General features: G+C 67.6%; 8 protein-coding genes. All 8 read right to left on the reverse strand.

Features of this window, described 5'->3' with window-relative positions; all coding sequences use genetic code 11:
- Window position 1: 1 nt before the first annotated feature.
- Complete coding sequence (locus LFT45_RS15540; protein WP_236804433.1) at window positions 2-1,087, reverse strand: inositol-3-phosphate synthase; 1,086 nt, start codon at window positions 1,085-1,087, stop codon at window positions 2-4.
- A gap of 180 nt (window positions 1,088-1,267) precedes the next feature.
- The gene (gene mgrA, locus LFT45_RS15545; RefSeq protein ID WP_236804435.1) at window positions 1,268-2,308 is read right to left on the reverse strand and encodes an L-glyceraldehyde 3-phosphate reductase; all 1,041 of its coding nucleotides are present in this window, start codon (window positions 2,306-2,308) and stop codon (window positions 1,268-1,270) included.
- Window positions 2,309-2,395: 87 nt separating this feature from the next.
- A complete protein-coding gene (treZ, locus tag LFT45_RS15550; RefSeq protein ID WP_442863564.1) occupies window positions 2,396-4,204 on the reverse strand; it encodes a malto-oligosyltrehalose trehalohydrolase in 1,809 nt (602 codons plus the stop codon).
- Entirely contained in the window at window positions 4,201-6,543 is a 2,343-nt protein-coding gene (treY, locus tag LFT45_RS15555; protein ID WP_236804438.1) for a malto-oligosyltrehalose synthase, read from the reverse strand. The genes treZ and treY overlap by 4 nt, the downstream gene beginning before the upstream one ends.
- Entirely contained in the window at window positions 6,540-8,990 is a 2,451-nt protein-coding gene (gene glgX, locus LFT45_RS15560; protein ID WP_236804440.1) for a glycogen debranching protein GlgX, read from the reverse strand. Before glgX ends, treY begins: the two co-directional genes overlap by 4 nt.
- 110 nt (window positions 8,991-9,100) lie before the next feature.
- Window positions 9,101-10,630: an NAD(P)H-hydrate epimerase gene (locus LFT45_RS15565; protein WP_236804442.1), complete on the reverse strand. Its 1,530-nt coding sequence runs from the start codon at window positions 10,628-10,630 to the stop codon at window positions 9,101-9,103.
- Window positions 10,631-10,650: 20 nt separating this feature from the next.
- Complete coding sequence (locus tag LFT45_RS15570) at window positions 10,651-10,998, reverse strand: holo-ACP synthase (protein WP_066277757.1); 348 nt, start codon at window positions 10,996-10,998, stop codon at window positions 10,651-10,653.
- 4 nt (window positions 10,999-11,002) lie between these two features.
- Complete coding sequence (glmS, locus tag LFT45_RS15575) at window positions 11,003-12,895, reverse strand: glutamine--fructose-6-phosphate transaminase (isomerizing) (RefSeq protein WP_236804444.1); 1,893 nt, start codon at window positions 12,893-12,895, stop codon at window positions 11,003-11,005.
- Window positions 12,896-12,963: the final 68 nt, after the last annotated feature.

Raw genomic sequence — 12,963 nt, forward strand, 5'->3', positions numbered from 1 at the left:
TTTAGCGGTCGAGGTCGCCGCGGATGAAGGCCTCGACCTTTTCGCGGGCGAGGTCGTCGTTGAACTGCTCCGGCGGGGACTTCATGAAGTAGCTCGAGGCCGAGACCAACGGGCCGCCGATGCCACGGTCCAGGCCGATCTTCGCCGCACGGATCGCATCGATGATCACACCCGCGGAGTTCGGCGAATCCCAGACCTCCAGCTTGTACTCCAAAGACACCGGCGCGTCACCGAAGTTCCGGCCCTCCAGGCGGACGAAGGCCCACTTGCGGTCATCCAGCCACTGCACATAATCGGACGGGCCGATGTGGACATCCTTCGCGGCCAACTCGGCCTCAACATTGGACGTCACGGCCTGGGTCTTGGAAATCTTCTTCGACTCCAGCCGGTCCCGCTCGAGCATGTTCTTGAAGTCCATGTTGCCGCCCACGTTCAGCTGGTACGTGCGGTCCAGCGTCACACCCCGGTCCTCGAACAGCTTCGCCATCACACGGTGCGTGATGGTCGCACCGATCTGGCTCTTGATGTCATCACCCACGATCGGCACACCCGCAGCAGTGAACTTATCAGCCCACTGCTTCGTCCCGGCAATGAACACCGGCAGCGCGTTCACGAACGCCACACCCGCGTCGATCGCGGCCTGCGCGTAGAACTCCGCGGCCTCCTGCGACCCGACCGGCAGGTAGCAGACCATCACATCGGCCCTGGCGTCCTTCAGGGCCTGGACAACATCGACCGGCTCCTCCGTGGACTGCTCGATGGTCTCCAGGTAGTACCGGCCCAGCCCGTCCAGGGTGTGCCCGCGCTGGACCGTCACACCGGTCGGCGGGACCTCGGCGAGCTTGATGGTGTTGTTCTCGCTGGCCAGGATCGCATCGGCCAGGTCATGTCCGACCTTCTTGCCATCCACATCGAACGCGGCCACGAACTGCACATCATTGACGTGGTACTTGCCGAACTCCACGTGCATCAGACCCGGAATCGTGGCCTGGGGGTCGGCATCCCGGTAGTAATGGACACCCTGGACCAGCGAAGCGGCACAGTTACCCACGCCGACGATAGCTACACGAATCGGATTTGAAGACACGGAACTCCTTTGAGAACAAACTTCATGTGCCCTGCGCGTCCGTACCTTGTTGTACGACGGCGTCTGACGGGCACCGCGCCACGCGGCGCGCTTATCAGTCTAACCAAACGCCGCCGGCGCCGGCTTTGTTCCCGCCGGCCCCGGCAGCTTGATTACGTGCCGCTTTGTTGACGTGGGGAATCAGACCCGCTGCGCCCAGAGGTTAATGTCGGATTCGACGGCGAACTCGTCGATCGCGGTCAGCTCCTCGCCGCTGAACTCAAGGTTGGTGATCGCGGCCAGGCTGTCCTCGAGCTGCCTGACGCTGGAGGCACCGATGAGCGCTGAGGTCACCGGGGAACCCTTGGGCTGGTCGCGCAGGATCCAGGCGATGGCCATCTGCGCCAGCGACTGTCCGCGGCCGGCGGCGATGGCGTTCAGCCCCCGGACCCTGTCCAGCTTGTCCTCCGTCAACGAAGATTCGGACAGGAACCTGGCCTTGGCGGCGCGGGAGTCGGCCGGGACGCCGTTGAGGTAGCGGTCGGTCAGCAGGCCCTGGGCCAGCGGGGAGAACGCGATGGAGCCGGCGCCCACCTGGTCCAGCGCCTCGTAGAGGTTGGGTGCGCCGTTCTCGGTCCAGCGGTTCAGCATGGAGTAGCTGGGCTGGTGGATGAGCAGCGGGGTGCCGAGCTCCTTCAGGATGCGGGCAGCCTCGAGCGTCTGCTCCGGGGTGTAGGAGGAGATGCCCGCGTACAGCGCTTTGCCCGAACGGACAGCGTAATCCAGCGCGCCCATGGTCTCCTCCAGCGGCGTCTCCGGGTCCGGGCGGTGGCTGTAGAAGATGTCCACGTAGTCCAGGCCCATCCGTTGCAGCGACTGGTCCAGGCTGGAGATCAGGTACTTCCGGGAGCCCCACTCGCCGTACGGGCCGGGCCACATGTAGTAACCGGCCTTGGTGGAGATGACCAGCTCGTCGCGGTAAGGCTTGAAGTCGTCCTGCAGGTGCCGGCCGAAATTGGTCTCCGCGGAGCCGTCCGGCGGGCCGTAGTTGTTGGCGAGGTCGAAGTGGTTGACGCCGAGGTCGAAGGCGCGGCGCAGGATGGCGCGCTGTTCGTCGAAGCGCTTGTCGTCGCCGAAGTTGTGCCACAGGCCCAGCGAGATGGCCGGCAGTTTCAGGCCGCTGCGTCCGACGCGGCGGTACGGCATGGTGTCATAGCGGGTGTCCGAGGCCACATAAGTCATACGTTCCATCCTGCCAGCCGCACCAAAGCTGCGGGGCTGGCGTCCACCATCCGGTCACCGGCGGTGGACGCCGCCCCAGCAGTTCACTCAGTCACTGACGACGGCGGCGCTCAGCGGGCCGAGCACCGCGCGCTCACCTTCCAGCCGGACAGCGTCGTCGGTGGCCAGCAGCAGGGCCGTCCCCGCACCCTCCAGGCTCACCGGCTGCTCCGAGAAGTTGAGCAGCACCTGTACGCCACCGCGCCGGAACCGCAGCCAGCGGGCGTCGTCGTCGAACTCCACCTGCGTGTCCTCAAAGCCCAGCTTGGTGAGGTCCGGCGTGGAGCGGCGCAGCGCGGTGAGCGAACGGTACAGCTCCAGCAGCCGGGCGTGGTCGCCTTCGCCGGCTTCCGCCCAGTCCAGCTTGGACCGGCGGAACGTCTCCGGATCCTGGGGATCGGGCACGACGGCGGGATCCCACCCCATGCGCTCGAACTCTTTGATCCGTCCTTCCGCGGTAGCCTTGCCGAGCTCCGGCTCCGGGTGGGAGGTGAAGAACTGCCACGGCGTGCTGGCCCCGTATTCCTCGCCCATGAACAGCATGGGCGTGAAGGGTCCCGTCAGGGTCAGCACGGCGGCGAGCGCCAGGCTCCCGTACGGCAGGGTCTGCGAGAGCCTGTCGCCGGTGGCGCGGTTGCCGATCTGGTCGTGGTTCTGCGAGCAAACCACCAGGGCGGCCGGGTGGACGGCGCCGAAATTGATCGGCCTGCCGTGGTGCCGTTCACGGAAGCTGGAGTAGCTGCCGTCGTGGAAGAAACCGTCCCGGAGCACCTTGGCGAGGGCACCCAGCGAGTCGAAGTCGCTGTAGTAGCCCGTGGTCTCACCGGTGACGTTGACGTGGACGGCATGGTGGAAGTCGTCGCTCCACTGCCCTTCCAGCCCGTACCCGTTGGCGTCCCGCGAATACAGCAACCGCGGGTTGTTGAGGTCGGATTCGGCAATAAGCGTCAGCGGCCGTCCCACCTCGGCGGAGATCTGGCTGGCCAGCGCCCCGAAGTCCTCAAGGATGTGGACTGCGCGCTCGTCCTTCAGGGCGTGGACGGCGTCGAGCCGCAGGCCGTCCACGCGGTAGTCGCGCAGCCACATGGCCAGGTTGTCCAGGATGAACCGGCGCACATGGTCGGAGCCGGACCCGTCCAGGTTAACGGAGTCGCCCCACGTGTTGCCCTCGCCCTGCTTGAGGTAGGGCCCGAACCGCGGCAGGTAGTTCCCGCTGGGGCCGAGGTGGTTGTAGACGACGTCCTGGATCACGCCGAGGCCTGCCGCGTGGGCCGCGTCGACGAACCGCTGGTACGCCTCCGGTCCGCCGTAAGCCTCGTGGACGGCGAACCACTGCACGCCGTCATAGCCCCAGTTGTGCGTGCCGTTGAACGCGTTCACGGGCAGCAGCTCGATGAAGTCCACGCCCAGGCGGGCGAGGTAGTCCAGCTTGCCGGCGGCCGCATCCAGCGTCCCCTCGGGCGTGAACGTCCCGAGGTGGAGCTCGTAGATGACCGCACCTTGCAGTTCCCGGCCCTGCCAGCCGTCCTCCTGCCAGGTGTGCTCCCCGGGGTCGAACGTACGGGACAGTGCGTGGACGCCGTCGGGCTGGCGCCGGGTCCTGGGGTCCGGCAGCGGGGTTTCGTCGCCGTCCAGGAGGTACCCGTAGTCGACTTCACCGCCAGCGGGTGCGTCGGCGGCGGTCCACCAGCCCTCGTCCTCGGGTCCGGTGCCGGGCCGGCGCTGCATGGCGTAGCGCTCTCCGCCGGCCAGCAGCGTCACGGATCCGGCCTCAGGGGCCCAGACGTCGAAGCGCCCGGGACCCTGCACGGGCTTTGCGGCTTCGCGAGGGTAGGTTGCCTGGCCTGTCTGCGTCACGACTTTCCTCCTGTCTGCGTTACTTCTGTATCGGGCACCAGCAGAGCCACGGGGTAGGTCCGGAAGATGTCAGCGATCTTCACGGTCCCCGGTCCGAAGCCGGCGCCGGTCAGTTCGTCCTGCATGGCGGTCTCAAGTTCGACGGCGGTGTCCCGCCAGCCGCCGTCACGTTCCAGTCCGTAGGGCAGCCGGGTAGCGAGGGTCAATGCACCCGGCGCTCCCGGGGTGCCACGCTGGAACGCGAGCAGGTGCCCGGCGGCCGCCCCGTTCGCCTGCACCGGGCGGTAGCCGGTGAACAGCTCCGGCCGGTCCCGGCGCAGCCGCAGTGCACGCGAGGTCACCAGCAGCTTGGTCCGCTCATCTGTGAATGACGGGGGCAGGTCGCCGGCATCAAGCTGCTCCAGTGCGGCACGCCGGTCATCGAAGCTGAACGGGCGCCGGTTGTCCGGGTCCGTCAGCGACCGGTCCCAGAACTCCGTGCCCTGGTACACGTCCGGGACGCCGGGCATGGTGAGCTGCACGAGCTTGGCCGAGAGGGAATTCGAGGCACCATGCGGCGCCAGGAGTTCCACGAGCGACTCAACTTCCGCCCGGACCGCAGGATTGTCGAACGCGGCATCGACGGCGGCGGCCAGCTTCTCCTCGAACGCAGGATCCGGATCGGTCCAGTTGGTCGAGTTTCCGGCTTCGCGCGCGGCCTTCAGCGCGTAGGACTGCAGGCGCTCCCGGCTGGCGGGCCAGGCGCCGGCGATGGCCTGCCACAGCAGCGCGGACAGCGGGCCGTCAGGCAGCGGAGCCAGCTCGCGGAGCCGGTTCAGGGCCTTCTCCCATTCGCCGGCAACCTCGGAGATGACCGAGATCCGCGCCCGGGTGTCCTCGCTGCGTTTGGTGTCGTGCGTGCTGAGTGTGGTCATGGACAGCGGCAGCTCGGCCTGCCGGCGGGCCATTCTGGTGTGGAACTCGTCGGGCTTCACGGCGAACTCAGTGGGGTCGGCGCCCACTTCCGTGAGCGTGCCCAGGCGGTTGTAGCGGAAGAACGCGGTGTCCTCCACGCCCTTGGCCATGACCATTCCCGAGGTCTGCTGGAAGCGCCGGGCCAGTTCCAGGTCGGTGTCCAGCAGCAGCGGCTGCAAAGCCTGGATGCTCTGGTCGAGTTCCGGACGCCGGCGCGCGGCAAGTTCGCACGCCTCCTTCAGGACCTCCGCCCCCTCGGGCAGGTAGGTGCGGTAGACCGGAAACGCCGCGATGATTTCGGCGATCGCGTCGGCCGCGGCGTCGGCGGCAAGTCCGGCGTCGCTGGGAACGAGCCGGGCCAACCGCAGGATCTCGGAGTGGAGGATGCCGTCGGTGATCCGGCGCTTGGTCCCCCGGATCATGTCCTCGTAGTCCGCAGGCTCGCCGCCGCGCAGCGAGGCATCCAGCCGGTCCAGAGCTTCCTGGCCCCGAGGGTCCACGAGAACCCGGTCGACGTCGGCGAGGGCGTCGTAGCCCGTGGTGCCCTCGCATTCGAAGCTGGCAGGCAGCTGCTCCCCGGGCTCGAGGATCTTTTCGACCAGCAGGTACGCGCCGCCGGTGGCTTCCCGGAGCCGCTTCAGGTACCCCTCGGGGTCGGCCAGGCCGTCCGGGTGGTCGATCCGGAGGCCGTCCGCGAGCCCCTCACGGAACCAGCGCACCACCTCCTGGTGTGCCTCGTCGAAGACGGCAGGGATCTCCACACGGACGCCGGCGAGCGTGTTCACCGCGAAGAAGCGGCGGTAGTTCAGCTCGTTGTCCGCGCGCCGCCAGCCCATCAGTTCGTAGTGCTGCCGGGCGTGGACGTCGCGCGGGGAGTCGCCTTCGGTGTAGCTGCCGTCGGCCAGCGGAAAGCGGTGGTCGTAGTACCGGAGCTCCCCGTCCTTGATTTCCAGCTGGTCCAGGTCATCGTCGCTGCCGAGGATCGGGAGGCGAATGCGTCCTCCGCCAAGGTCCCAGTCGACGTCGAACGCTTCCGCGTACGGGGACTGGCGCCCCTCCTTGAGCAGCGACCACCACCAGGGGTTCTGCACCGGCGTGGCGACACCGACGTGGTTGGGCACGATGTCGATCAGCACGCCCATGCCGGCGGCGCGAGCCGCCTTGGAAACGGCCGCCAGCCCCTCCGGGCCGCCCCGTTCGGGGTCGACGGCGGAGGGGTCGGTGACGTCGTACCCGTGGTCGGAGCCCTGTTCGGCGGTCAGGACGGGAGAGAGGTAGACCCAGTCGACGCCGAGCGAGTGCAGGTACGGCACGGTTTCGGCGGCGTCGAACAGCGTGAATCCCTGCCGGATCTGCAGCCGGTACGTGGAGACTGGCGTTCTCATGCGTCCTCCCCTGCGGGCTTGACCGCCTTCAGGTGGCCGTCCCGCCGGCCGGCAGGCTTCCGCGCCGGCTTCTCCCCCGGCTGTTCCTCCGCGGCCTTCGCAGGCTCGGAAGCCGGCTCGGCGGCCGGTTCAACCGCAGGCTCCGCTACAGGCTCAGCAGCCGGCTCGGCGGCCGGTGCAACCGCAGGCTCCGCCGCAGACTCTGCAGCCGGATCAGCGGGCTGCTTCGTCTTGGCCGGATCCGGGACCGCAGGCGCGGTGAGCGCTGCCGTCTCGGCGGTGGCGGTCTGCGTCAGTGCTGCCAGCGAGGCAGCGACGGAGTGGTCGGGTTCCTCTTCCGGGGCGCTGTGGGCGCGGAGTACCACGAGGGACTTGGCGGCGACGGACAGCAGGCTGCCCGCGTTGGCCGGCTTGGAGTCCGCGCCTTCACCCGCGGTGTCAATGATGACGTCCCAGGCCGGTGCGTATTCGTCCGGCGGCAGCGTGAACTCAACGTCGCCGTCGTGGGCGTTGAAGTACAGCAGAAAGTTCACGTCCGTGATCCGGCGGCCGCGGTCATCGTGGCCCTGGATGCCGTCGCCGTTGAGGAACATGCCCACCGAACGGCCGAAGCCGCTGTCCCAGTCCTCCGGGGACATGAGGTTGCCGTCAGGATCGAGCCATACGATGTCCGGCAGCCGCTCGCCTTCGCCCCGCCGGACGGGCCGGCCGTCGAAGAAGCGGCTGCGCCGGAACGTGGGGTGCTTGGCGCGCAGCGAGTTGACCGCCGCGGTGAACTCGATGAGGGGCTGGTCCACGCTGTCCCAGTTGACCCAGGTCAGCTCCGAGTCCTGGCAGTACCCGTTGTTGTTGCCCAGCTGGGTGCGGCCCATCTCGTCGCCGTGCAGGATCATGGGCACGCCCTGTGAGAGCAGCATGGTGGCGATGAAGTTGCGCTGCTGCCGCGCCCTCAGTGCCAGGACCTTGGGATCGTCCGACGGGCCCTCGGCTCCGCAGTTCCAGGAGCGGTTGTGCGACTCGCCGTCCTTGTTGTCCTCGCCGTTGGCGTCGTTGTGCTTCTCGTTGTAGGACACCAGGTCCCGCAGCGTGAAGCCGTCGTGCGCGGTGACGAAGTTGATGGACGCTACGGGGCGGCGGCCGGAGTGCTCGTAAAGATCGGCCGAGCCGGTGATGCGCGAGGCGAACTCGCCGAGCGTGGCAGGTTCGCCGCGCCAGAAATCGCGGACGGTGTCGCGGTACTTGCCGTTCCACTCCGTCCACTGAGGCGGGAAGTTGCCCACCTGGTAGCCGCCGGGCCCGACGTCCCACGGCTCGGCGATGAGCTTGACCTGGGACACCACCGGGTCCTGCTGAATGAGTTCGAAGAACGTGGAGAGCCGGTCGACGTCGTAAAATTCGCGGGCCAAAGCGGCGGCGAGGTCGAAGCGGAACCCGTCCACGTGCATCTCGGTGACCCAGTAACGCAGCGAGTCCATCAGCAGCTGCAGGGAGTGCGGCTGGCGGACGTTCAGGGTGTTGCCTGTGCCCGTGTAATCCATGTAGTACTGCTTGTCGTCCTCCACCAGGCGGTAGTAGGCCTCGTTGTCGATGCCCTTGAAGCTCAGGGTGGGCCCGAGGTGGTTGCCTTCGGCGGTGTGGTTGTAGACGACGTCGAGGATGACCTCAATGCCTGCCCGGTGCAGCGAACGCACCATCGCCTTGAAGTCCTGCACCTGCTGGCCGGTGTCCCCGGTAGAGCTGTAGGTGTTCTGCGGCGCGAAGAAGCCGATGGTGTTGTAGCCCCAGTAGTTGCTCAGGCCCTTCTCCTGCAGCGTCCCGTCATTGACGAACTGATGCACGGGCATGAGCTCGATCGCGGTGACGCCCAGCTTCTGCAGGTGGGAGATCACGGCCGGGTGTGCCACGCCGGCATACGTGCCGCGCTGCTCCTCCGGAATCTCCGGGTGCAACTCGGTGAGCCCCCGGACGTGCGCCTCGTAGATCACCGACTTGTGGTACGGGATGCGCAGGTTCTGGTCGTTGTCCCAGTCGAAGAACGGGTTGATGACCACGCCCATCATCATGTGCGGCGCGGAATCGGCGTCGTTCTTGGATGCGGGGTCGCCCAAGTTGTACGAGAACAGGGCCGGGTCCCAGTCGATTTGGCCGGCGACTGCCTTGGCGTACGGGTCAAGGAGCAGCTTGTTGGCGTTGAAGCGCTGGCCGTTGTCGGGGTCGTAAGGACCGTGGACGCGGTAGCCGTACTTCTGCCCGGGCTGGATCTGCGGCAGGTAGCAGTGCCACACATAGCCGTCGACTTCGCGGAGGGTGACGCGGGTTTCGGTCCCCTCCTCGTCGAAGAGGCAGAGCTCAACCTTTTCCGCGTGCTCGCTGAACAATGCGAAGTTGGTTCCGGTGCCGTCAAACGTGGCTCCCAGCGGGTAAGCCGATCCGGGCCAGATTTCCATTCGTGCTCCTATACCTCGTCCAACACTGCGTCCGGCAGGTCTTCACGCACGACCTGCACGGAACTTGGTCTTACCGTAACTGGTGGGTGTGACTATTACGTGACCCACCGTTAATTACTAAGCGTGCTGACTTTACCCCATATTTCGGGTAGGGCGTCGCAAATCCGCCCCGCCGTCAGCGGGCCGCCAGCTCCAGCCGACGCTCCGGCCAGGCCGTGCAGGCTCGCCCCCATGGCGGCAATGGCCGCCCAGCGTTCGTCCGGATCGATGCCCATCCCCCGGAAGCGTCCGACGTCGGACCCCACCTGGGCGAGCAGCGCACCGATGATTCCAGCCAGCACGTCACCGCTTCCGGCGGTGGCCAGCCAGGGCGTCCCTTCGGACTGGCTGTAGAAATCCTGGTACGGCGACGCCACGAGCGTGCTGGCGCCCTTCAGGAGAACGGTGGCCTCGGTCAGGCCTGCGGCGCGGCGCACGGCAGAGAGGGTGGAGGCCTCGACGGCCTCGCGGTCCAGTTCGGCGCCGAGGCGCTGCAGCAGGGTGGCCAGTTCCCCGGCGTGCGGCGTCAGCACCACCTGCGGGGCCAGCACGTCGGGCAGCACGGGCAGGGCGCCCGCGTCGGCCACGGTGGGCAGGCCGGAGTCGACGGCGTCACGGACGCGCTGCATCTCTTCCTCGTCCTTGCCGTCCATCCCGGACCCGACGAGCCACGCCTGGACGTGCGTCTCCGCCACGGTGCCGGTACTGCAGACCACCTCGGGGCAGCTGTGGCGGACGAGGTCCGCGACCTCCGCCGGCCCGACGTAGCGAACCATCCCGACGCCGGCGGCAAGCGCCCCGCGGCAGGCGAGCACGGCGGCGCCGGGGTAGGCCGGGGATCCGGCCACCACGCCGAGGACTCCGCGCGAATACTTGTGGGCGCGCCTCGCGGGGCGAGGGAGCAGGACGGCCAGGTCTGCGGCCTCCAGGCGGCGCAGGGCGGGCCACGGGAGCGAATCCTCGATGCCGATCGGGACCACCACCACCCGGCCGGCGAAGTCCGCCCCGGGGTCCGACAGCAAACCGGCTTTGGCCCCACCGAAGGTGACGGTGATGTCAGCGGCCAGCACGGGGCCGGCGGCCTCGCCTGTGTCCGCATCCACGCCGCTGGGCACGTCACAGGCCACAACGAGGCCTCGGGTGCCGTCGGAAAGCTGGGACACGAGTTCCGCCGTTGCTCCCCGGAGTCCGCCCTGGGCGCCGGTTCCGAGCAGCGCGTCAATAACGACGTCGGCCCTGCCGGCCAACGTTGCCAGCTCGCCGGCGTTCCCGTCAGTCAGCGCCAGCACCCGGCCGCCGGCGCGCCGAAAGGCCGCCAGGCCGTCGGGGTGGGCCGTGGCGGAGGCGAGCACCGCCGTCGTCCGCATTCCCCGTCCGGCAAGGTGCGCGGCGGCGAACAGTCCGTCGCCGCCGTTGTTGCCCTTGCCGGCCAGGACAACAATGCTGGACCCGTACAGGCGGCGTCCGCGGCTGCGCAGCTCTGCAATGGCAGCATTGGCCATGCCGCGGGCTGCCCGCTGCATGAGAACAGCGCCCATACCTGAATCCAGCAGGGGCTTTTCAGCCTCCCTGATCTGGGTTCCGGTATAGGCGCTGATCATCTTGGTCAGTCGGTCCGGGGTCAGCCCTCGGCCAGGACGGTGGCCGTGGCGATGCCGCCGTCGTGGCTCATGGACAGGTGCCACCGTTTGACGCCCTTGGCCTCGGCCACGGCGAGCACCGTTCCCTTGACCTGGACGGTGGGGCCGTTCTGGTCCAGCCCGATCCAGCAGTCCTGCCAGTTCATGCCGGCAGGCGCGCCCAGGACCTTGGCCACGGCCTCCTTGGCGGCAAACCGCGCCGCCAGGGACCGGGTGTTCAGTTCCCGTTCGGCCGGCACGAACAGCCTGTCCCGGAGCCCGGGGGTGCGCTCCAACTGCCGTCCGAAGCGCTCGATGTCCACTACGTCTACGCCGATGCCAACAATCATGGGCTTACTCTACTGTGACGCTCTTGGCCAGGTTGCGGGGCTGGTCCACGTCGTATCCCTTGCCGGCGGCAAGTTCGCACGCGAAGATCTGCAGCGGAACGGTGGTCAGCAGCGGCATCAGCAGCGTCGGGGTTTCCGGGACGTAGAACACGTGCTCGGCGTAATCCCGGACCGCTTCATCGCCTTCCTCGGCGATCACCAGGGTGCGGGCACCGCGGGCCCGGATCTCCTGGATGTTGGAGACCACCTTCGCATGGAGCGAGTTGCGCCCGCGCGGGGACGGGACCACCACGAACACCGGCTGGCCCTCGTCGATCAGCGCGATCGGGCCGTGCTTCAGCTCACCGGCGGCGAAGCCCTCGGCGTGGATGTACGCGATTTCCTTCAGCTTCAAAGCGCCCTCCAAAGCGACCGGGTAGCCCACGTGGCGGCCCAGGAACAGCACGGACTTCTCGTCCTTCATGCTCCGGGCCAGCTCGCGCAGTTCCTCGGCGGAGTCCAGGATCTGCTGGATCTTCGCCGGGATCTTGCCCAGGTCAGCCAGCACATCCTTGACCTGCCCGGAGAAGATGTTCCCGCGCAGCTGCGCCAAGTACAGGCCCAGCAGGTACGCCGCGGTGATCTGGGCCAGGAACGCCTTGGTGGAGGCCACAGCGATCTCCGGACCGGCGTGCGTGTACAGCACCGCGTCGGACTCCCGGGGAATGGTCGAACCGTTGGTGTTGCAGATCGACACCGTCTTGGCACCCTGCTCCCGGGCGTAGCGGACGGCCATCAGCGTGTCCATCGTCTCGCCGGACTGGCTGATGGAGACCACCAGGGTGTTCTCGGTGACGATCGGGTCCCGGTAACGGAACTCGTGCGCGAGCTCCACCTCGGTGGGGATCCGGCACCAGTTCTCGATCGCGTACTTGGCCACCAGGCCCGCGTACGCGGCCGTGCCGCACGCCAGCACGATGATCTTGTCGACCTTCTTCAACAGCTCCGGATCAATCCGCAGCTCATCCAGGGTCAGCCGGCCGTTCGCATCCGAGCGTCCCAGCAGCGTCTGCGCCACGGCGTCGGGCTGGTCATGGATTTCCTTCTCCATGAACGAGGCGAAGCCGCCCTTCTCCGCAGAAGCCGGGTCCCAGTCAACGTGGTACTCCTTGCCCTCTGCCGGGGCGCCGAAGAAATCGGTGATCTCCACCGTGTCAGCGGTGATCGTCACGATCTGGTCCTGGCCCAGCTCCACCGCACGCCGGGTGTAGTCGATGAACCCGGACACGTCCGAACCCAGGAAGTTCTCACCCTCACCCAGGCCCACCACCAGCGGGGAGTTCCGCCGCGCAGCCACGACGACCTCAGGCTGGTCAGCGTGCACCGCAAGGAGCGTGAACGCACCCTCGAGCCGCTGGCAGGCCAGCTCCATCGCCCGGGTCAGGCCGCCGTCGGAGACGTCCCCGCCCAGCTTGTTCCGGAAAATGTCGCCCAGCAGCGCCGCGGCCACCTCGGTGTCCGTCTCCGACGCGAAGACAACACCCTTGGCCAGCAGCTCCTGCTTCAGCTCAGCAAAGTTTTCAATAATGCCGTTGTGGATCACCGCGAGCTTCCCACCATCAGACAGATGCGGGTGCGCGTTCTGATCCGTCGGGCCACCATGCGTGGCCCACCGCGTGTGCCCGATGCCGGTCAGCGACTCCGGCAACGGCCGCTCCTCCAGCTCAGCCAGCAGGTTGCTCAGCTTCCCGGACTTCTTCCGCGAGGAAATCTCCCCGTCAGCCACGACAGCGACACCGGCCGAGTCATAGCCCCGGTACTCCAGGCGGCGCAGCCCCTCAAGAACAACATCCAACGCACCGTGCCCGGCATCAGCCCGGCCCGACGTACGGCCTACATAACCCACGATTCCACACATGGGTATAAGCCTAACCGGCTTTGGAGTGAACCAACGTCCGATGACATCCCCGGGCGTGCTCCGGCAAA

Origin of the sequence: Arthrobacter sp. FW305-BF8 (assembly GCF_021789315.1) — a bacterium.
In the GTDB taxonomy this organism is placed as follows: Bacteria; Actinomycetota; Actinomycetes; order Actinomycetales; family Micrococcaceae; genus Arthrobacter.

Excerpts from the sequence above, each read along its gene's own strand:
- mgrA (WP_236804435.1), bottom strand. The coding sequence starts at position 2,308 with ATGACTTATGTGGCCTCGGACACCCGCTATGACACCATGCCGTACCGC.
- treY (WP_236804438.1), bottom strand. The coding sequence starts at position 6,543 with ATGAGAACGCCAGTCTCCACGTACCGGCTGCAGATCCGGCAGGGATTC.
- glgX (WP_236804440.1), bottom strand. The coding sequence starts at position 8,990 with ATGGAAATCTGGCCCGGATCGGCTTACCCGCTGGGAGCCACGTTTGAC.
- LFT45_RS15565 (WP_236804442.1), bottom strand. The coding sequence starts at position 10,630 with ATGATCAGCGCCTATACCGGAACCCAGATCAGGGAGGCTGAAAAGCCC.
- LFT45_RS15570 (WP_066277757.1), bottom strand. The coding sequence starts at position 10,998 with ATGATTGTTGGCATCGGCGTAGACGTAGTGGACATCGAGCGCTTCGGA.
- glmS (WP_236804444.1), bottom strand. The coding sequence starts at position 12,895 with ATGTGTGGAATCGTGGGTTATGTAGGCCGTACGTCGGGCCGGGCTGAT.